Genomic DNA, 19,437 nt, shown 5'->3' with positions numbered 1-19,437 from the left:
GGGATGGGGGCAACGCACGAAATCGTCACGGTCGATGTCGGTGGCACCCACGCCCGCTTTGCGATCGCCACCATCAGCGCCGACGGCTCGATCGAACTGAGCGAGCCGACCACGCTCCACACCGAAACCCACGCCAGTTTCCAGACCGCGTGGGAGGACTACCGCGAACGCATGGGCGGCACCCTGCCCGATGATGTGGCGATGGCTGTAGCCGGGCAGATCAAGCCCGACATCATCCGCTTCACCAACAACCCCTGGATCATCCGCCCGCCGCTGATCCGGGAAAAGCTGGGCTGTTCGCGGCACCTGATCGTCAATGATTTCGAAGCGGTGGCGCATGCCGCCGCGCGCGCTCCTGCGGAAGAATTCCTGCATCTGACCGGGCCTGAAACCGATCTTCCCGCCAACGGCACGATCAGCGTGCTTGGCCCCGGCACCGGGTTGGGCGTTGCGCATTTCTGGCGCGATGCTTCGGGCAATTACCGGGTGCAGGCGACCGAAGGCGGGCATGGCGATTTCGCCCCGCTCGACGCAATCGAGGACGCAATTCTCGCCCGCCTGCGCAAGCGCCACAATCGCGTTTCGACTGAACGGGTTGTGTCCGGTCCGGCGATTGTCGACATTTACGAAGCGCTCGCCGCGCTCGAAGGCCGCGCTGTCGTAGAGCTTGACGATGTCGCGATCTGGACCGCCGGTGTCAGCGGCGAAAACAGCCTTGCCGCCGCTGCGGTTGACCGGTTCTGCCTCTCGCTGGGCGCAGTGGCGGGCGATATCGCGCTGGTTCAGGGCGCAAGCGGCGTCGTGATCGCGGGCGGGCTGGGATACCGCATCCGTGAAACGCTGCTTGCATCTGGCTTTGCCGAGAGGTTCCGCGCCAAGGGGCGCTTTGCCGGTCTGATGGCGAGTCTCCCGGTCAAGCTCATCACCCATCCGCAACCCGGCCTGCTCGGCGCAGCCGCGGCCTTTGCGCAAACCCATTTCGACAGGCCCGCCTAATGACGCTCTTGCTCAACACCGTATCCGATCTGGGCGAACGCTTGCAGGAACTTCACGCCCGCACCCGCGAAACGCCGCTGTTCAATCCGGTGTTCCAGCTGGGGCTGGATGTGTCGCGCGCGCTCGAAGGCGGAGTGATGGACCTCGACGCGGTGGAACGGCTGGTGGAGGAACTGGAGTGTTCGAGCCTGAAAGCTCGCGCCCGGCGGCTTGAAAGGCTGGTCGGTGCGGTTGCGCCCGCCGCCAATCGCGCCGCCTTGCAGGAACGGCTGGGCAAGGATGATTTCGAGGCGTTCCGGGCCGAATGGGAAACCCCGCGCCTGCACGCCGTTTTCACCGCGCACCCGACTTTCCTGCTGACCCCGGCTCAAACCGACGCCGTGGCCGCTGCCGCCAGTTCGGGCAGCGAGATCGGGCGCGAAGTGTGCGCTTCGGGGGAACAGCGCCCGTCTGTCACGCTAGATTACGAACACGCTCAGGCGATGCAGGCGATTGCCCATGCGCAGGACGCGCGGCGCGACATCGTGCGCGAGGCGATGCTGCACGCCGCCGGTTGCTGGCCGGACCAGTGGAAGGGCTTGCGCCCGTTGCCGTTCCGCTTCGCCACATGGGTCGGCTACGACATGGACGGGCGAACCGACATCAAATGGTACACCTCGATCCGCTTCCGCCTCGCGGAAAAGGCTGATCGGCTGGCGCGCTATGCCGATGAACTGGCGGCGATTGATCCCGCGCACGGATTGATCGGGACGCTCAATGCCGCATGTGAACACGCGGCCCGCAGCGCGGCGGACTTTGGCGGCGACCTGACTTCGCCCAAGGCCCTGTCGGAAGCCGCCAATCGCCTGACCGCCGACGATCCGGCCAAGCTGACTTCGCTGGCGGCGATCATCGCGCAGCTTGAGGACGAGGCGCAAGCGGCAGAGGACACCGGCAAGGCGGCGTCGTTGCTGACGCTGGCGGCGGCCATGCGCGCCGACGGCCTTGGCATGGCCCATGTGCATTTCCGCGTGAACGCCAAGCAGTTGCACAATGCGATCCGCACGCATCTGCACGAGAACCCCGAACTTGATCTTGCCAGCAAGGGCGCGATGGCGACGCTGCGCAAGATGCTGAAGGAAGTGAGCCCCAGGCGCACCAATTTCGCCAGCCTCGCCATCGAAAGCTCCACCGCGACCCGGCAATTCCTCGCGATGGCGCAGATCCTTGGCCATATCGATGCGGATACGCCGATTAGGATGCTGATCGCGGAATGCGAACAACCCTCCACCATCCTTTCCGCGCTGTATTTCGCGCGGCTGTTCGGGATCGAGGACAAGGTCGATGTCTCGCCCCTGTTCGAAACCGAAAGCGCGCTCGAACACGGCGGTCGTTTTCTTGAGGCGCTGTGTGCGGAAGCCCAATATCGCGATTACGCGCGGCTGCGCGGGCGGGTGTGCATCCAGACGGGCTTTTCCGATGCGGGGCGCTTTGTCGGGCAGATCCCCGCCAGCCTCGCAATCGAGCGTCTTCAGGGGCGATTGGCTCAGGCGATGGAACGGCACGGGCTGACCGATGTCGCCGCGCTGATTTTCAACACCCACGGCGAAAGCATGGGCCGCGGCGCGCATCCTTCGGGCTTTGCCGATCGCCTCGCATGGCCGATGAGCGCCTGGGCGCGGAGCCGCTTCGCCCGCGTCGGGGTCGCGCTTGAACCCGAGGTCAGCTTTCAGGGAGGCGACGGCTATCTGGCCTTTGCCAATCCCGATCTTGCTCGCGCCACCTTGACCCGGATCATCACCGACAGCCCGGAAAGCAGCCCCGAAAACGACGATCCGTTCTACACACGGACAGACATCAGCCTCGATTTCTACCGGGCAATCCGCGCGCATCAGCGGCGGCACCTGCGCAGCGCGACTTACAGCCGGGCGGTCACGGCCTTTGGCCTCGGCCTGCTCAATTCCACCGGCAGCCGCGTGTCGCGCCGCCAGTCCGACCTGTCCGCCGACCGCGACATGAACCTGCGCCAGATCCGCGCGATCCCGCACAATGCGATCCTGCAACAGCTGGGCTATCCGGTGAACGTCATCTCCGGCATCGGCAGTGCGGCGGACGGCAATTACGAAGAAGTCGCCGCCCTGCTGGCCGAAAGCGAGCGCGGGCAGCAATTGCTGCGGCTCGCGCGCGCATCCAATGCACTTGCCAGCATCAAGACGGTGGCCGCGCATGGCGAGCTGTTCAATTCGGCATACTGGGCCAGCCGGCCCTATCGCGGGACGGAGCCGCATCTGTCGGCGGCGTGCGAGGTTCTGGCGGAATATCTGACCAAGGACGATCGTACCGGCGTTTACCGCCGCCTTGCCTCGCGCCTCAGGGTCGATGCGTTGAAGCTCCACCGGCTGCTCGATCATTTCCCGCCCGAAGAACAATCGCTGGCGCTGCAGGATACCCGCCGGATGATCGGCGCGGCGCAAGCATTGCGGCTGGCGCTGATGCAGCACATGTTCCTGAAGGCGGTGTCCGTCCCGGTGTTCAGCCGCGCCAACGACATCAGCCGCGAAGACGTGCTGGAAATGGTGTTTTCGCTGCGGGTGGATGATGCGCTCGCGCAGTTGCGCCGGGCCTTCCCCACCCATTTCCCTTCGCCCAGCGACTTCGCGATGGACGCGCCCGCCGAATATCCCGACGGCTCGATCGAGGGGTACGTGCAGATCGCCCGCGACTACATCAACCCGATCGAGCGCGCCTATGCGCTGATGCTGCGGCTGTCGGTTGCCATCGCCAACCAGTTCGGCGCGCATGGGTGATGCGTTGGGCCGATAAGCCCCGCGTTAACTTTTGGCCCCCTGCACCGTCCCTAGGAGGGACGCGCACCCCATAGTCACTGGCGGTTAAGCCGGAGAATCGGCATATTGCTTTCAATGACAAAGGGGATTTCGGATATGCTCTTCAGCAATGCGCGCAAAGCTGCTGCCATCGGCCTTGCCATGATCGCCGGCGGTGCGACACTGGCCGTCGGGCAGACCACGCCTGAAGATGCCGCCAACGCCGCAGCGCAGGTCGCCGCCGAAGCCGAGAACGAAATCCGCGCCATCGACCCGACCACGGGCGGGGAATCGCTTGTTTACGACCCCAGCCTGCCGCAATCTTACGCGATCGCAATCGATGAAGTCGTGCTGATCCCTCCGCCCACGGTTGGCGAAGTCAACATGCCGAGCCTGCCGCAGGCCGCCAGCGTCAATCCTGCCGCAATCGCAGAGGCTCCCGCCCGCGGGCCGGCCGCACGCATGATCTCGCGCCCGCAGGTGCAGTCGCTTCCGGCCCCTGCCGTTGCGCCGACCCGTACCGCCGTCTCCGACGATCCTTTCGTGATCAAGAGCATCCTGCCGATCGAAGGCACCATCCGTTACGGCGAATGGTTCTGGGACGAATCCCGCGCACCCGCCAATGGCAAGCTTGTCATCACCGTCGATCTCGACGCGCGCGTGATCAGCGTCTTCCGCGACGGGCATGAAATCGGCACTGCGGTGGCTCTGCTGGGCACGCAGGATCACCCGACCCCGCTCGGCACTTTCCCGATCCTGACCAAGGAAAAGGACAATGTTTCCGAGAAGTACAACAACGCGCCCATGCCCTGGACGCTGCGCCTGACGTGGGACGGCATCGCGATCCACGGTTCGCCCGTCGCCAATGGCTATGCCTCGCATGGCTGCATCGGCGTGCCTGATCCCTTCGCCGAAAAGCTGTTCGAAATCGCGCGTCGCGGTGATCGCGTCGTGATCACCCGTGGCAAGATGGTGGGTGTGGGCGACAAGATCCTGTCCTGACCCACGGCCTCACCCGGCCTAGTGGGTCTTGCGCGGCGGCTCGGTACTAAAGCGCCAGACGCGCACGGTTACTCCGATCTTTTCGACCTTTTCGATTCCGGCAGTGGCGAGCACTCCGCCCAGTGAGGCATTTTCGCTCCGCCACAACCGGTCAGCCGCCCGTCCGGCCTCGCTGCGGCTGACCTGCCCGCCCAAGGCGGCCACGATCCGGCAGACCGTTTCCACCTGAATCGCGCGCGGCACATTGGCGTAATAGCGATAGGTCGGAACGGGCTCATCTTCCTCCAGCGCGACCATCTCCTCCCAGTCGAGCTGGGCATACCATTCGAGCGCGCGCAAGGCCTCGGCCAGATGTCCCGCACTGGCTGCAAGAGCCAGCGGGTCAAGCCAGTCATGCGCGGCCAGATGTTCGCGCACTCTAACCCGGTCGAATGCGGGATTTTCATTGGACGGATCAAACGCGGGGGTGATCTCGCAAGTCGCAACAATCGCGGCCAATTCCGGCTTTCGAAAACCAAGCAGCGGACGAATGAGCGGGGTTTCGCTGGCAGGCATGACTGTCGCCGCCCGAACGCCGGCCAATCCGGCCAGCCCGCTGCCCCGCGCCAACCGCATCAGCAAAGTCTCCGCCTGATCATCGGCGTGATGGGCCGTAGCAACCGCCCCCAGCCCCTCCGCTTCGGCCCATTGAACCAGCGCCGCATATCGGGCTTCACGCGCACGGGCCTGCAGATTGCCCGGCCCCAGCGACACCCTTATCGAGGTGAAGGGGACGGCGAGTTCGCGGCAAACCCGCTCCACCAGAGCGACTTCCTCTGCGGCTTCGGCTCTGAGGCCATGATCGATGCTGGCAACAGCGATGCTTCCCGGAAACGCCGCTGCACCGAGCAGCAACAGGGCAAGGCTGTCCGGCCCGCCGGACACGGCCAGACCCAAGGGGCCTTCGCGTTCGTCTTCCGGCCACAGCGTATCCACCGCGCCCGAAAATCGCGCAATCAGATCCGGATCGATCCGTTCCAGGGTGATCGGCGTATCAATCGGCGCCCCCTTTCCTGCTCAAATCGCCCAGCTCAAATCACACCGTGCCTACTGGCAGGTCACCTTGGCGAGGTTGCTGGCATATTGATCGGCCAGACGGCCCGATGCAATCGCCGGATAGGTATCCCCGAATTCGGCCAGAGCGATACAGGCGCGGCGCGTATCGTCCATCGCGATCATCGCTTCGGCGAGGAACAGCAGGCTGTCGGGCGCCCGCGCGGCGGTGCGATCGGCCTGATAGTTGCGCAGGAACCAGCGCGCAGCCTCTTCGGGCATGCCATCGTCAAGGAAGGCACGACCCAACAGGTTGCGCCCGAAGGTCAGCCGGGAATGATTGGGGTACTGTTCCACGAACGCGGCAAGCTGCTGGCGCGCTTCGGGATAAAAACCCGCGTTCCACAGGCGGAAGCCATAGGAATATTCGTCATCGCCTGCGTCTTCGGTCTGCGGCTTGGCAATCGCCTGCACCGCGGCCACGCGTTCGGCGCTTGGCCCGGTTGCCGCAGGAGCCGTCTGCTGCGCCGGAGCGGTTGCAGGGGTACGGCTAGTGACAGCAGCAGGGCCCATGTCGGTCGCGCTCCGTACTTCTTCCTCAACCACCACAGGCGTGGCGGCGGCGGCAGTCTCGAGCGCTACGACACGCGCTTCAAGTCCGGCAATCGTGTTGGTCGTCTCTTCGCTGCGAGCGGTCAGCCGTTGCAGCTGCAATTCGAGCGCGTCGAGCCGGGCGAGAATATCCGTCACCGCCGTGGTGGAAGGCGCGGTCGAAACGGTTGGCCCTGTCGCGGTCCCGTTGGCGGTGATCTGCGGTTCGAAAAAGCGCCCGTCCCCGCCGGGGAACACGGCACGCTGGAGCGCGCGGATTTCGGCCTCGGCCTTGCGCAGGCGCGCTTCGGCATTGTCTTGCGCGGCGGCTGGCATCGGCGTGGTTGCCACAACTGCCGCGGCGACCAACGCGCCCAGCACCGGGACCGAACGCCCGATGATTGCAAGGGGCTGATTCTTGAAGGGTTTGGCAGGGTTCATGACTGGACTGGCTCCCTCTCTTCTACTTGCGTCCTGATCCGTGACCGATCATCGGGCCGCACGCCTGAACGTGAGCAGAATCTCTGGCGAAGGCCGACTGACAAGTCGACCCCGCAGAGCTACTAAACCGGGGAATGTGCAGCAAAAATCGGCTGCAAGCCGGATCAATCAGTTCGCGCTGGCGCGATTGGCACTGTCATCGGTACGCGCCAGAAGGGCCGCGGCGGATACAGGGGCATCGGCCACCGGCACCATGTCTTCGGAGATCGGGGGAACGCTTTTCCCGCCAATCGTGATGGTCAGCAGGTTGGGCCGCCCGGTGTTGAGGCGCGGATCCTGGGCGTCGGCGGGCACGGAATAGGTATCGCCTTCCTGCATCACCCCTTCGAACAGGCGTTCCCCGCCCTCTTCATAGAAGCGGACCCACGCGCCTTCGCCCGTTGCCGTGAAGACGACTTCGCCTCCGGTGGGGGCGGCGCTGGCGGCAGTTGCCGTATCGCCTGCTGCGCCGGCTTGCGTAGGCACCTGTTCGGGTGCCGGACTTTCCTCGGCTTCGGCGATCAGCGGAGCCGGGCCCGTCCCGGCGGCAAAATAGGTGTTGTAGAAGAAGAACAGACCGACAGCGAAGATGATCGCCGCAATCGCGCCGAACCACGCGAGCCCGGCTGACGGCAACTTGGCCGGATCACCCGGCTCCATTCCGCCGGCCAGAGCAGATGCCCGCGAATGGCCGTCGGCCAGCTCCTCGCGCACGGCCTCGGCCACTTCGGCGGGGTCCATCCCGACTGCACGGGCGTAAGTCTTGGCAAAGCCGATCGCATAGGTGCGCGATGGCAGGTCATCGAATTTCCCGGCCTCGATCGATTCGAGATGGCGTTGGGGAATGCGCGTTTCCGCAGCGATATGCGCCACGTCCAGCCGCTTGGCCTCGCGCGCATTGCGCAGCCTGTCGCCGATGCTGGCGATCTCCGATTCCATCAGATCGGTCGGCTCTTCGCCGGTGCTGTCCTGTTCGCTGTCCATGACCCTGTCCACGTTAACGTGGTTTTTTGTATCTATAGTGAATTGCCATGAAGCTTGCCGACTTACCCGCTGTCAAGGATTAGCTCCAAAATCGACGGATTCGATAGGCGGATTGCCTTTTGACAAGGGTGACCGGTTGCTTGCGCCGCTCAATCGACTTCGATTTCGCGCTCCGCCGCCCAATCGGTCAAGGCCTGACGCAGGTTGATTCCCGGCTCGGCCAGCCAGCTGTTCATCGCTGCGGTCAACTCCGCCAGATCCACCTTGCGCACCAGTTCCTTGATCGGGCCAACCGCCGCCGGAGTGATCGAAAGTCGCCGGAAACCGATGCCAAGCAGCGCCAGCGCCTCCAGCCTGCGCCCGCCCATTTCGCCGCACACGCCCAGATCGACATTGGTGCCGACGGTGCTTTGCGAGACCCGGCGCAGGAACCGCATGATCGACACGCTGAGCCAGTCATAACGTTCGGCAAGCGCGGGATTGCCGCGATCGGCGGCGAACAGGAACTGTGTCAGATCATTGGTGCCGACCGACAGGAAACTGAGCTTGGGCAGCAATAGGTCGAGCACTTCTGCAAGCGCCGGAACTTCGAGCATCGCGCCGAAATGGATCGCCTCGGGCACGCGCTTCTTCTTGGCGCGCAGGAATGCCAGCTGGTCGTCGAAAACCGCCTTGGCCATGTCGAATTCCCACGGCTCGGACACCATCGGGAACATCACGTAAAGCGAACGGCCCGCCGCCGCTTCGATCAGCGCGCGCGCCTGCGCTTTCATCAACCCTTCGCGGGTCAGCGCCAGTCGCAGCGCACGCCAGCCCATCGCCGGATTCTCGTCATTCTCGGCAATGCGCGAGGCGAGATAGGGCACCGACTTGTCGCCGCCGATGTCCACCGTGCGGAAGATCACCGGCTTGTCTCCCGCTGCATCCAGCACGTCGCGGTAGAGTTTCAGCTGGCGTTCGCGCTGCGGCAGGGTGGCGGAGACGAGGAACTGGAATTCGGTGCGGAACAGACCCACCCCGTCCGCGCCCGTCATCGCCAGCGAGGCCATGTCATCGCGCAGCCCCGCATTCATCATCACCTGAATCCGCGTGCCGCAGCGGGTGAAGGGCTCGACATCGCGCAGGCTGGCATAGGCCGCCTGCTTTTCCTTGGTCTTGGCGAAACGCTGGGCAAAGGCATCGGCGACCTGGGGCGAAGGACGCACCGTCGCATTTGCGGCGGTCGCATCCAGCAGGATTTCATCGCCATCGCGCACAATCCCGCGCAATCCGCCTTTGCCGTGATTGGCGCGGCCCAGAACGGGAATTCCCATCGCGCGGGCCACGATCACGACGTGCGCAGTGAGCGATCCTTCCTCAAGGATCACGCCTTTGAGCCGGCGGCGATCATATTCGAGCAGTTCCGCCGGGCCGAGGTTCTTGGCGATCAGGATCGTGTCCTTGCGCAAACCCTGCTGCGCGGCGGTGCCAAGCTGGCCCGACACGATGCGCAAAAGCCGGTTTGCAAGGTCTTCCAGATCGTGCATCCGGTCTGCCAGCAACGGATCGTCGATCTCGCGCATCCGCATCCTTGTGTGTTGCTGCACACGTTCGATCGCGGCTTCGGCGGTTAGGCCGCTGTCGATCGCTTCATTGATGCGCCGCGACCAGCCTTCGTCATAGGCGAACATCTTGTAGGTCTCGAGAACCTCTTCGTGTTCGCCGCCAATGCCGAATTCGGCCTGGTTGGACAGCCCGTCGATCTGTTCGCGCATCTTGTCAAAGGCGAGATACACGCGCTGGCGTTCGGCCTCGACATCCTCGGCCATGACTTGCGTGATCTGGACGCGCGGCTGGTGATAGGCGGCGACTCCGGCGGCAAGCCCCTTCACCAGCGAAAGGCCGGTGACGGTTTGCGGCCCCTGCTGCGCGGCAGTCAGGCCAAGCGCCTCCTCCTCGTCCACCAGATCGGCATTGGTGATCAGTTCCGAAAGCACCATTGCCGTGGTCTGGAGTGCTTCGATCTCGACCTCTTCATAGCGGCGCGGCTCGACATGCTGCACGCACAGCACGCCAACCGCACGCTCGCGGTAGACGATCGGAACCCCGGCGAAGGAGTGGAATTTTTCCTCCCCCGTTTCCGGACGGTAGCTGAAGTCGGGGTGCGCCTTGGCTTCGGCGAGGTTGAGCGTCTCGATATTGTGAGCGATCGTTCCGGTCAGCCCTTCACCGATGGCCATGCGTGTCACGTGCACCGCGCTCTTGTTCAGGCCGCGGGTGGCGAACAACTCCAGCATCCCTTCACGCAGAAGGTAGATCGAACACACCTCGCTCGTCAGGCTTTCGCCGATGATTTCGACGACCGAATCCAGCTTGCCCTGCGCGTGCAGGCGCGAAGCCATGACTTCGTGCAGGCTGGTGAGAATTTGACGGGCGGAAGCGGCGGCGCTCATGATCGCCATGGACCTAAACTTTCAGGCGCGCAAAAGCAAAGCCGCTTGCAACACGGTTCATCGCAGAAAGGGGAAACGGACGCCGCTAACAGCGTGCGATCTCTTCCTTGAGCTTCAGTTTCTGCTTCTTGAGTTGCTGGATCATGGCCGCATCGGGCACGGGCCGAGCCATTTCGTCGCGCAGACGGGCTTCGAGGCCGGCGTGCTTGGATTGGAGAGCATTCAGGTGAGACGAAGCTGCGCCAGATGCGGGTGACGATGCCATATGCATTCTCCTTTTCATCAGCGGGGGGCTGCCCCCGGGGAGCGACTCGGCATCAGCGGCCGGGCCGCAGATCACAATCTGATCACAAACGAGAGTGCTTGCAAACCCCTTCGGAAAAGTGAATCGGTGCCCCTGCGCAATTCTGCGGCGAAGCGTTAGTGAAACTGCGGGGCATTGCGTAACGATCGCGCGTCATATGATGCGCACAAACAGCAATGCGGCATGGCGGCAATGCGGTTTTTGCCGCATGGTGGCGCTGACTGAAACGGTTTGAGGCAGGTTTCGACGGAATGGATGAAAAGGAACTCCAGAAGCGTCTAGAACTGCTGCGCACCGAACACCGCGATCTGGACGCGGCCATCACCGCTCTGACCGAAGCGGGATCGACCGATCAGTTGCAAATCGCCCGCCTGAAAAAGCGCAAATTGCGACTGAAGGATCAGATCGCGATCATTGAAGACACGCTGCTGCCCGATATTATCGCGTAAGTTTTTGCGCGCGCCATCCGGCGTGCGATATCCTCGGGTCTGGCGACGCTGCGGACACGGAGCTAACGCGTAAGTTGTGGACGGTTAATGTGCCGGGACGGGACGGGGTCAAATCCTGCCGGGATAGTAACCATAGGCTGCTGGTAAAGTCCGCGGATGGCGCATAGCTCCGGACCGGCATGACCCGCATGACGAATCTCTCTCGCCCGATCATCGAGGCGCTTTACACCGAAGCACTGGTGCTGGCCGATGACGTGCGCGCCGTTTTCGCGCTCGGCACTCGGGAGCCCGAGGCGGGGGAAGAATCGCAAGTGCGCATCGCGCTTTCGACCGAAGGGCTGAAAACCACCACAAGGATGATGCACATCCTTGCATGGCTGCTTAACCAGCGCGCCTTTTTCTCCGGCGAACTGAGCGAGCGTCAGGTGCGCCAGCACGGCACCCTGCCCCCCGATCGCAAGGCCGATCCGGCTGCGCTCGCGCTGCTTGAGCCGGAAACGCAAGAGCTGATCGACGAAACCGAAAAGCTGCACCAACGAATCGCCCGGCTGGACGAAGCATGGCGCAGCGGTTTCGAAATGGCATCGCCTGCACGCGCGATTCACAGCCGTCTGGAACGGCGTCTGAAAGACTTGGGCTAGGCCGCAGCCAAGGCGGCACGCCAGCGCGTCAGCCTTTCCTGCCTCACATCGTCATCCATTGCCGGACTAAAGGCGGTCAAATCCCCGCGCATCGCCTGCGCAGCGGTGTCGAGATCAGTGTAAAGCCCCGCACCCGCAGCCGCCAGCATCGCCGCACCCAGCGCGGTGGTTTCGACAAAGCCGGGCCGCTCGACGGTCAATCCCAGCATGTCGGCCAAATCCTGCGCCATCCAGTCGTTGGCCGCCATACCCCCGTCGATCCGCAGAGTGCCCCAGGGCGCGCCATCGGCGGCAAAGGCCTGCGCGAGATCATAGGTCTGGTGCGCCATCGCCTCCAGCGCGGCGCGCGCCAATTCGGCCTTGCCGCTGGAAAAGCTCAAACCCGTGATCACGCCGCGCGCATCGGCATTCCAGTGCGGCGCGCCAAGGCCAGACAGCGCGGGGACGATGGTGACCCCGCCGCTCGACGGAATCGAGCGCGCCAGCTCTTCGGTCTGCCTGGCGACATCGACAATGCCGAGCGAATCGCGCAGCCATTGCACAAGACTGCCCGCGACAAACACCGACCCTTCGATCGCGTAGCTGCGCTGCCCAGCGATCTGGCACAGCACGGTGCCCAGCATCCGGTTTTGAGATTGCGGGATTGTCGAACCCTGATTGGTCAGAACGAACGCCCCGGTGCCGAAGGTCGCCTTTGTCTCTCCCGGAGCAAGGCACGCCTGCCCGATGGTTGCCGCCTGCTGATCGCCCGCCAGACCCGTGATCGGAATCCGCCGTCCGAACAGCCCTTCGGCCGTAAGCCCCAGTTCCCCCGACATGTCGACCACGCCGGGCAAGGCGGAATGCGGCACACCGAACAGATCGCACAGCCCGTGGTCGAAACCGGCCCCGGCCAGCTCCATCAACAGCGTGCGGCTGGCGTTGCTGGCATCGGTGACATGATCGCCGCCGGTCAGCTTAAACATCAGCCAGCTTTCGACCGTGCCAAAGGCGAGCGTTCCCATTTCGGCGGCTGCCCTGACCTCTGGCACATTGTCGAGCATCCAGCGCATCTTGGTGCCCGAGAAATAGGGATCGAGCAGCAGGCCGGTGCGGCGCTGCACTTCGGCCTCGTGCCCGGCGGCGCGCAATTCCGCGCAGAACGGCTCAGTCCGGCGATCCTGCCAGACGATGGCGCGGGTCAGCGGCTCTCCGCTTGCCTTGTCCCATGCGACAACGGTTTCGCGCTGGTTGGTGATGCCGATTGCGGCAACGCAAGCCCCCCCGCCCGCCTTGGGGATCACCTCCATCGCGCATTCCAGCGTCTTGGCCCAGATTTCGGTTGCGTCATGTTCGACCCAGCCGGAGCGCGGGTAATGCTGCGTCAGTTCTTCCTGCGCGCTGGCGACAAGCACCCCGTCGCTGGCGAACAGCATGGCGCGGGTGGACGTGGTCCCTTCATCAAGGACTAGAATGTAGTCGCTCATCACACTCCTCTTTTCTGAGGCGTGACATGTGCCATCCTCTCCACCATATGCAAGGGCATGGCCCAAATCCCTCCCAAACCATGGCCCACCGGGCTTGCCGAGCAGTTGGAACCGCTGGTGCGCCGTGTGCTCGCGCCTAATCCTTCGCCCTATACGTTTACGGGCACGCAGACCTATGTGATCGGGCAGAGCGACGGGCCGGATTGCGCGGTGATCGATCCGGGCCCCAGCGACGCAGCGCATATCGACGCAATCATGGCAGCGATTGGCGGGCGCGGGCTCGCCGCGATCATGTGCACGCATACGCACCGCGATCATTCCCCCGCCGCCATCCCGCTTGCGGATTTGACGAGCGCGCCCGTGGTCGGCTGCGCGCCGCTTTCGCTCAGCACCGATTTGCCGCGCTCGGATGAAGCCTTCGACACCACTTACGCGCCTGACCGGGTGCTGGAGGATGGCGAGGCCATGCGCGGGACCGGGTGGACGCTAACAGCGGTGGCGACACCGGGCCACACCTCCAATCACCTGTGTTTCGCGCTTGAAGAAAGCGGCGCGCTGTTCACCGGCGATCACGTGATGGGCTGGTCCACCAGCGTCGTGGTTCCGCCCGATGGCGACATGGGCGATTATCTGGCCAGCCTCGAAAAGCTGTTGGCGCGTGAAGACCGCGTGTACCATTCGGCCCACGGCGCCGCGATCGAGAAACCGCGCCAACTGGTGCGCGGCATGATCGGCCATCGCCGCCAGCGCGAAAACCAGATCCTGCGGCTGATGCGCGAGCGTGCGCGGCCCATCTCCGAATTCATCCCCGACATGTACAAGGGACTTGATGAACGCCTTATCCCGGCCGCCGAAATGAGCGTCAGCGCGCATCTGATCGACCTGCAAAAGCGCGGGCTCGCGGTGCAACAGGACGGGGTCTGGCGCTCGGATTGACCCATGCTTCGGATTGCGCCTAGTCTGACGACGGGTGCAGAAAATCGGGGGGTTCGGTTCAGTGGCAACATCGGCCAATTTGGGCGCGCAGGCGCAATCCGGGGTTTCAGACACGCGATTTTTCACGGTGATGGCGATCCTGATGTCGCTGGTGATCGTCGCGGGCTTTTCGGTCCAGCTGGGCTTTGGGCGGTCCAGTTTTGCAGTGCCATGGCCGTTTCACCTGCACGGCATCATCTTTTGCGCATGGGTCGCGCTTTACCTTGCGCAGCATATTCTGATCGGGTCCGGCAATTCCGCATTGCACGCCCGGCTGGGCAAAACGGCCTATCTGCTGATCCCGGCCATGCTGGTGGCAGGCACGTTGATCATGGTCGTCGTCATCCAGCGTAACGGCGGACCTTTCTTCTTTCACAAGAGCGAATTTTTCTGGAGCAACACCGCTGTGCTGTGGTGCTTTGGCGGGCTCGCGTTCTGGTCACTGAAACAGCGCCGCCATACGGGATGGCACCGAAGGCTGATGCTGTGCGCGATGGCGATCCTGACCGGCCCCGGCCTTGGTCGATTGCTGCCCCTGCCGTTGATGATCCCGAATTCATGGCTCATCACCACGCTCGTCACCTTCATTTGGCCGGTGATCGGAATAATCGCCGACAAGCGCAGCCGGGGCGAAGTGCATCCCGCCTATTGGTGGGGCCTAGGCGCCTATGTCGCGACCTTCGCGGTATCGATGGTGGTCGGATACAGCCAATTCGGGATCAGCGTGACAGAGTGGATCGTCGATGGCACTCCGGGTGCCGAACGCCCGATGGAGCCCTTCCTGCCCGACGGTTTCACAATGTGACCCCGGCCGCGAGGGGCGGAGCCATTCGCTATTCGATCCGCCCCTTTGCAAAGTCCTCCGCCAGCTGGAATTTTTGAATCTTTCCAGAACCCGTCAGCGGGAATTGCTGCATCCACACCCAATGCGCCGGGGTCTTTTGCGGGGACAATCGGGCGCGCACATGCGCTTTCAATTCGTCATCCGTGGGCCGTGCAGCCCCTTCCGCCAACCGCATGAAGCAGGCGACGATTTCGCCCCATTTGTCGTCCGGCACCCCTGCACACGCGACCTCGGCGACGGCGGGATGTTCGAGCATCGCGGCTTCGATTTCGGCCGGGAACAGGTTTTCCCCGCCACGGATGATCATCTCCTTCACCCGGCCCGTGATCTTCACATAACCGCGCGCGCTCATGCTGCCGAGATCGCCAGTGTGCAGCCACCCGTCGGCATCAATCGTTTCGGCGGTCGCTTTCGGATTGTCGTTATAGCCCACCATCATGTTGTATCCGCGCATGCAGATTTCGCCCTGCTCCTCCACGGCGCACACCGAATTGTCCTTGGGAGAGCGGATTGACACTTCCATATGGCTGCACGGCTGACCGATCGTTTCGACCAATTCCGCGCCGGTGTCGCCCGGCCATGCGGCAGTGATCGCGGGCGAGGTTTCGGTCTGGCCATAGACGATCAGGATCGGCACGCCGAAGGTGTCCTGCGCCGCCTTGTTCAGCGCAGGCTGGACCGTCGCACCCCCGCTGATCACGGTTTCGACACTCGACACGTCGGTGCCGGTGGATCGCGCGGCTTCGATGATGGCAAAGATCATCGTGGCGACCCCGCCCAGCACTTCGGGTTGTTCCCGTTCGATCGCCTTTGCCACCGCACCCGGATCGAACACAGATACCAGCAGCAAGGTGGCGCCGTGCGCGATCGTGCCGAGCACGCACACCGCGCTGCCGGCGGTATGAAACAGCGGGAAAGGACACATCACAGTCTTGCCAGGGGCAAGGTTCCACCGCGTGAACACATCGAAATTGCTTTGGACCAGGCCGTGCTGGTGCAGCAATACGCCTTTGGGAAAGCCCGTGGTTCCCGAAGTGTACTGGATCATCACGATGTCGTGCGGCTTGGTAGGGCGCAGCACTCCATCGCCTTCACCCGCAAACAGCTCGGCGTGATCGGTGATGTCGATGACGTGATCATGCGCCGGCAGGCCCGCCGCCGCTTCATCGACAATCGGGCGCAGCGCGCTGCCCCGGACATTGGGCTGGTAATAGACCGCGCCCGACCCGGATTGTTCGAGCACGTACCGCACTTCGCGGGCAAGGAACGAGGGGTTGACTGTCACCAGCGTCAGCCCCGCCATCGCCGCTCCCAGCTGGACCAGCACCCATTCCGGGCAATTGCCGCCCATGATCGCGATCCGCGTCCCCGCCGGGTGCCGCGCGGCCAGCGCCCGCCCGCATCGTTCCGCATCACCGAGCAGCTGCGAATAGCTCCATTCGCGTCCGATGGTTCCGTCGGCAAGCAGTTCGCGCAGGGCTTTCTCCGTGGGACGCACCGCCGCCTGTTCACGCAGGACCTCTTCGATGGTCCGTTCGCTATAGGGTGTATCGGCCTGCGCCGGGCAATAGGCGCGCGTAAGGTTCAGTTGGTACATCTCGCTCTCCCCCCAAGCACGCTACCACAGGAGGCACGAAAATTGCTCGAATTCTGGCGCATCAATCCCTATGTCGGGCGCAAGATGATTATCGGGGATCACGCATGAGCATTGAAACCAAAGTTCCCGCCGGCGACGATTTGCTGGCCGAGATCAACCGGCTGCGCAAGGAACGCAACGCCGTGATCCTCGCGCATTATTACCAGACCCCGGATATTCAGGACATTGCCGATTTCGTCGGCGACAGTCTGGAGCTGTCGCGCAAGGCGGCGGAAACCGACGCCGACGTGATCCTGTTCTGCGGGGTCAAGTTCATGGCTGACACGGCGAAAATCCTGTCGCCCGACAAGATCGTGGTGCTGCCCGACATGGACGCCGGATGCAGCCTCGAAGACAGCTGCCCGCCCGAAAAGTTCAAGGCTTTCCGCGAAGCGCACCCCGATCACATCGCGCTGACCTACATCAACTGCTCGACCGAGGTGAAAGCGCTGTCCGACGTGATCGTCACCAGCTCCAGCGCGGAAACGATCCTGTCGCAGATCCCGCCCGAGCAGAAGATCATCTTCGGCCCCGATCGCCACCTTGGCGGCTGGCTGTCGCGCAAGTTCAACCGCGAAATGTTGCTGTGGCCGGGCGTGTGCATCGTCCACGAAGCCTTCAGCGAAACCGAGCTGCTGAAACTGAAAGAGCAGCACCCCGGCGCACCCGTGGCCGCGCACCCGGAATGCCCGCCCGCGATCATCGACCACGCCGATTACGTCGGATCGACCAGCGGCATATTGAAATTCGCTAAGGAGTTTCCGGGCGATACGCTGATCGTCGCGACCGAGCCGCACATCATGCACCAGATGGAAAAGGCGCTGCCGGAAAAAACCTTCATCGGCGCGCCCGGCGGGGACGGCAACTGCAACTGCAACATCTGCCCCTACATGGCATTGAACACCATGGAGAAGATGTACACCGCCCTGCGCGATCTGGAACCGCGCATCGAGATCGAGGAAGACATCCGCCTGAAAGCGAAAAAGAGCCTCGACCGGATGCTGGAAATGGCCAGCGGCACAGTGGGCATGGGCGATCTGGGCAAGGTGCCGTTCAAGGGGGATTGAGGCGGTGCCCGTCTATTCAGTCATAATTGAAGGGGCCAATTTTCCTTCGCGCCTTATCGACGGGGCGGAGGGGCCTTTAGGATTCTTCGCCAACCGAATTATTGAACGCGAATCCCAAGCGGCGGCCGAAGCCGCTGCCGTTGAACTTATCAAAGCGGAACTCAAACCGCTGCTAGGGCAACGATGCGATGGCGAGCCCAATCCGACGATGTATCTCGATCAGATTTCGGAGTTGGATCGCCTCCCCGAAGAAATTGCAAACAGCGGCATGACTTGGTTTCAGATGGGTTCTTGAACAATTGCCCTAGATGCCAGCTTTCGCTGGCATGACGTGTTCTTTTGATCGTCACGTCAGCCCTCGTCGTCACCCCAGCGAAAGCTGGGGTCTCTGGCGGCTAGGAAAGCAGTTTGAGATAGAGATCATCCCAAGACGGGTTCTGCTTCTCAATCGCTTCGATCTTCCATTCGCGCTTCCACGCCTTCATTGCTTTTTCACGGGCGATAGCTTCGTCGATGGTTGCAAACTCTTCGACGTAAACGAGACAGTTGCATTTGTATTTCGACGTGAACGCGCCACCTGTCCCTTCGCGATGTTGGGCAACGCGTGCCGCAAGGTCGGCGGTGACACCGATGTAGAGCACGCCATATCGCTTGTTGGTCATGATATAGACATGACCGCCTCGCTTCATTGATTGGCCTCGTCGCCGGGGGCCAGAGACCCCAGCTTTCGCTGGGGTGGCGGGGAGGGCTGGATTGACGTTGTGACCATCCCCGGCCCCGCCTTCCTCGTTGTTGCCCGCGCCACCACCAGCGCACTGCCCAGCAGCACCATTCCGGCGATGTCGAGGCCGCTCAGCACTTCGCCAAACACGCTCCACCCGATCACTGCCGCAATCGCGGGCTGGGTCAGTAGCGCAAGCCCGATGATCAGCGGGGGGAAGTGGCCGAGCGAATAGACCAGCAGCCCCTGCCCGATCAGCTGGCTGGTGATGAACAGCACCACCACCGGGGTCCAGTCGGTCGGCCACACCGGCTCGCCCAGCGCAATCGCCAGCATCAGTAGCGCGGGCGCGGCGAATATGCTGACCCACACCAGCAGGCTCCACGATCCGAAGCGTGCTCTTTCGCCCTGAAGCGTCAGCAGATAGACCGCGTAAAGCAATCCGGCGGTGATGCAGAACAGGTCCCCGGCGAAAGTCTCGGCCGAAATTTCGAGGCTGCGGCCCAGCAATATTCCTGCCCCGGCCAGCGCGCATACGATCGCCAGCCATTCCAGCCCGCGCGGCAGCATGCGCGCGATGATGAAGCCCCAGAACAAAAGGATGATCGACCCGGCATTGCCGAACAGCGTCGCATTGCCAAGCCGCGTCATCCCGATCCCAATGTGCCAGCTGGCCAGATCCCCGGCAAAGGCCAACGCCCCCACCGCCACCAGCGCATAGGTGCGGCGCGGCATCCCCGTCAGGCGTTGCCCCGCAAACCGCGCAAACAGCACGAGGAACGGCAGCGCCAGAAACAGCCGCCAGAACGCCGCGCTTACCGGTCCGGTATCGGTCAGCCGGACCAGCCAGGGCCCCAGCGCCAGCGCGAAATTGCCGCCAAGCAACGCCGCCAGCAAAAGCGCCGCCTTTACGTTGAACAGCTTTTCTTGGGTGGCCCCCTCATTTTCCATCCTTGCGCCTTAAGCCCATCGCCGCCAAGTGAATAGCCAATTGCAACCCAACCGGAGGAATT

At 63.3% G+C, this 19,437-nt stretch carries 18 protein-coding genes; 9 read left to right on the top strand and 9 right to left on the bottom strand.

Annotated features, from left to right (window positions below; all coding sequences use genetic code 11):
- Positions 1–3: 3 nt before the first annotated feature.
- The 3 genes from AABA34_RS05285 (at position 4) to AABA34_RS05275 (ending at position 4,802) form a co-directional block, all read left to right on the top strand.
- The gene (locus AABA34_RS05285) at positions 4–996 is read left to right on the top strand and encodes a glucokinase (protein WP_338304200.1); all 993 of its coding nucleotides are present in this window, start codon (positions 4–6) and stop codon (positions 994–996) included.
- On the top strand, positions 996–3,782 hold the full coding sequence (locus tag AABA34_RS05280) for a phosphoenolpyruvate carboxylase (RefSeq protein WP_338304199.1): 2,787 nt from the start codon (positions 996–998) through the stop codon (positions 3,780–3,782). Before AABA34_RS05285 ends, AABA34_RS05280 begins: the two co-directional genes overlap by 1 nt.
- A gap of 135 nt (positions 3,783–3,917) precedes the next feature.
- Complete coding sequence (locus AABA34_RS05275) at positions 3,918–4,802, top strand: L,D-transpeptidase family protein (RefSeq protein WP_338304198.1); 885 nt, start codon at positions 3,918–3,920, stop codon at positions 4,800–4,802.
- Positions 4,803–4,820: 18 nt separating this feature from the next.
- On the opposite strand, the gene tilS is transcribed toward AABA34_RS05275, so the two are convergent.
- The 5 genes from tilS to AABA34_RS05250 all read right to left on the bottom strand — a co-directional run bounded on the left by tilS (position 4,821) and on the right by AABA34_RS05250 (position 10,586).
- Complete coding sequence (tilS, locus tag AABA34_RS05270; RefSeq protein ID WP_338304197.1) at positions 4,821–5,777, bottom strand: tRNA lysidine(34) synthetase TilS; 957 nt, start codon at positions 5,775–5,777, stop codon at positions 4,821–4,823.
- Between the two features lie 111 nt (positions 5,778–5,888).
- Positions 5,889–6,866: a tetratricopeptide repeat protein gene (locus AABA34_RS05265; protein WP_445083761.1), complete on the bottom strand. Its 978-nt coding sequence runs from the start codon at positions 6,864–6,866 to the stop codon at positions 5,889–5,891.
- Positions 6,867–7,034: 168 nt separating this feature from the next.
- The gene (locus tag AABA34_RS05260) at positions 7,035–7,889 is read right to left on the bottom strand and encodes a helix-turn-helix domain-containing protein (RefSeq protein WP_338304195.1); all 855 of its coding nucleotides are present in this window, start codon (positions 7,887–7,889) and stop codon (positions 7,035–7,037) included.
- A gap of 149 nt (positions 7,890–8,038) precedes the next feature.
- Complete coding sequence (ptsP, locus tag AABA34_RS05255; protein ID WP_338304695.1) at positions 8,039–10,321, bottom strand: phosphoenolpyruvate--protein phosphotransferase; 2,283 nt, start codon at positions 10,319–10,321, stop codon at positions 8,039–8,041.
- Positions 10,322–10,406: 85 nt separating this feature from the next.
- Entirely contained in the window at positions 10,407–10,586 is a 180-nt protein-coding gene (locus tag AABA34_RS05250; protein ID WP_034952025.1) for a DUF465 domain-containing protein, read from the bottom strand.
- A 290-nt stretch (positions 10,587–10,876) separates the two neighbouring features.
- On the opposite strand from AABA34_RS05250, the gene AABA34_RS05245 reads away from it, so the two are divergent.
- Both AABA34_RS05245 and AABA34_RS05240 read left to right on the top strand, forming a co-directional pair.
- Positions 10,877–11,074, top strand: coding sequence for a YdcH family protein (locus tag AABA34_RS05245; protein ID WP_034952023.1), 198 nt, complete (start codon positions 10,877–10,879; stop codon positions 11,072–11,074).
- 188 nt (positions 11,075–11,262) lie between these two features.
- Positions 11,263–11,715 (top strand): DUF1465 family protein, encoded by a 453-nt coding sequence (locus AABA34_RS05240; RefSeq protein WP_338304194.1) that lies wholly within the window; start codon positions 11,263–11,265, stop codon positions 11,713–11,715.
- Here AABA34_RS05240 and glpK read toward each other — a convergent pair.
- Positions 11,712–13,181, bottom strand: a complete 1,470-nt coding sequence (gene glpK / locus AABA34_RS05235) for a glycerol kinase GlpK (RefSeq protein WP_338304193.1) — start codon at positions 13,179–13,181, stop codon at positions 11,712–11,714. The two genes, AABA34_RS05240 and glpK, sit on opposite strands and share 4 nt — an antisense overlap.
- Before the next feature lie 57 nt (positions 13,182–13,238).
- Here glpK and AABA34_RS05230 point away from each other — a divergent pair, with 57 nt between their 5' ends.
- A complete protein-coding gene (locus tag AABA34_RS05230) occupies positions 13,239–14,117 on the top strand; it encodes an MBL fold metallo-hydrolase (RefSeq protein WP_338304192.1) in 879 nt (292 codons plus the stop codon).
- A gap of 61 nt (positions 14,118–14,178) precedes the next feature.
- Positions 14,179–14,961, top strand: a complete 783-nt coding sequence (locus AABA34_RS05225; protein ID WP_338304191.1) for a hypothetical protein — start codon at positions 14,179–14,181, stop codon at positions 14,959–14,961.
- Positions 14,962–14,989: 28 nt separating this feature from the next.
- Here the strand turns inward: AABA34_RS05225 and AABA34_RS05220 are convergent, their stop codons facing one another.
- The gene (locus tag AABA34_RS05220) at positions 14,990–16,597 is read right to left on the bottom strand and encodes a class I adenylate-forming enzyme family protein (protein WP_338304190.1); all 1,608 of its coding nucleotides are present in this window, start codon (positions 16,595–16,597) and stop codon (positions 14,990–14,992) included.
- Positions 16,598–16,701: 104 nt separating this feature from the next.
- Here AABA34_RS05220 and nadA point away from each other — a divergent pair, with 104 nt between their 5' ends.
- Both nadA and AABA34_RS05210 read left to right on the top strand, forming a co-directional pair.
- Entirely contained in the window at positions 16,702–17,703 is a 1,002-nt protein-coding gene (nadA, locus tag AABA34_RS05215; RefSeq protein WP_338304189.1) for a quinolinate synthase NadA, read from the top strand.
- A 4-nt stretch (positions 17,704–17,707) separates the two neighbouring features.
- On the top strand, positions 17,708–17,998 hold the full coding sequence (locus AABA34_RS05210; protein ID WP_338304188.1) for a hypothetical protein: 291 nt from the start codon (positions 17,708–17,710) through the stop codon (positions 17,996–17,998).
- A gap of 100 nt (positions 17,999–18,098) precedes the next feature.
- On the opposite strand, the gene AABA34_RS05205 is transcribed toward AABA34_RS05210, so the two are convergent.
- Together AABA34_RS05205 and AABA34_RS05200 are read right to left on the bottom strand one after the other, a co-directional pair.
- A complete protein-coding gene (locus AABA34_RS05205) occupies positions 18,099–18,392 on the bottom strand; it encodes a GIY-YIG nuclease family protein (protein ID WP_338304187.1) in 294 nt (97 codons plus the stop codon).
- On the bottom strand, positions 18,389–19,375 hold the full coding sequence (locus AABA34_RS05200; RefSeq protein ID WP_338304186.1) for a DMT family transporter: 987 nt from the start codon (positions 19,373–19,375) through the stop codon (positions 18,389–18,391). Before AABA34_RS05200 ends, AABA34_RS05205 begins: the two co-directional genes overlap by 4 nt.
- Positions 19,376–19,437: the final 62 nt, after the last annotated feature.

It is taken from the genome of Erythrobacter sp. Dej080120_24 (assembly GCF_036322605.1).
GTDB classification, from domain to species: Bacteria; Pseudomonadota; Alphaproteobacteria; order Sphingomonadales; family Sphingomonadaceae; genus Erythrobacter; species Erythrobacter aurantius.
This window is presented reverse-complemented; position numbering and strand designations above follow the sequence as displayed.

Coding starts and splice junctions, on each gene's coding strand:
- AABA34_RS05265 (WP_445083761.1), bottom strand. CDS start 6,866: ATGAACCCTGCCAAACCCTTCAAGAATCAGCCCCTTGCAATCATCGGG.
- AABA34_RS05250 (WP_034952025.1), bottom strand. CDS start 10,586: ATGGCATCGTCACCCGCATCTGGCGCAGCTTCGTCTCACCTGAATGCT.
- glpK (WP_338304193.1), bottom strand. CDS start 13,181: ATGAGCGACTACATTCTAGTCCTTGATGAAGGGACCACGTCCACCCGC.
- AABA34_RS05200 (WP_338304186.1), bottom strand. CDS start 19,375: ATGGAAAATGAGGGGGCCACCCAAGAAAAGCTGTTCAACGTAAAGGCG.
- AABA34_RS05280 (WP_338304199.1), top strand. CDS start 996: ATGACGCTCTTGCTCAACACCGTATCCGATCTGGGCGAACGCTTGCAG.
- ptsP (WP_338304695.1), bottom strand. CDS start 10,321: ATGAGCGCCGCCGCTTCCGCCCGTCAAATTCTCACCAGCCTGCACGAA.
- AABA34_RS05285 (WP_338304200.1), top strand. CDS start 4: ATGGGGGCAACGCACGAAATCGTCACGGTCGATGTCGGTGGCACCCAC.
- AABA34_RS05260 (WP_338304195.1), bottom strand. CDS start 7,889: ATGGACAGCGAACAGGACAGCACCGGCGAAGAGCCGACCGATCTGATG.
- AABA34_RS05275 (WP_338304198.1), top strand. CDS start 3,918: ATGCTCTTCAGCAATGCGCGCAAAGCTGCTGCCATCGGCCTTGCCATG.
- AABA34_RS05230 (WP_338304192.1), top strand. CDS start 13,239: ATGGCCCAAATCCCTCCCAAACCATGGCCCACCGGGCTTGCCGAGCAG.
- AABA34_RS05245 (WP_034952023.1), top strand. CDS start 10,877: ATGGATGAAAAGGAACTCCAGAAGCGTCTAGAACTGCTGCGCACCGAA.
- AABA34_RS05240 (WP_338304194.1), top strand. CDS start 11,263: ATGACGAATCTCTCTCGCCCGATCATCGAGGCGCTTTACACCGAAGCA.
- nadA (WP_338304189.1), top strand. CDS start 16,702: ATGAGCATTGAAACCAAAGTTCCCGCCGGCGACGATTTGCTGGCCGAG.
- AABA34_RS05220 (WP_338304190.1), bottom strand. CDS start 16,597: ATGTACCAACTGAACCTTACGCGCGCCTATTGCCCGGCGCAGGCCGAT.
- AABA34_RS05205 (WP_338304187.1), bottom strand. CDS start 18,392: ATGAAGCGAGGCGGTCATGTCTATATCATGACCAACAAGCGATATGGC.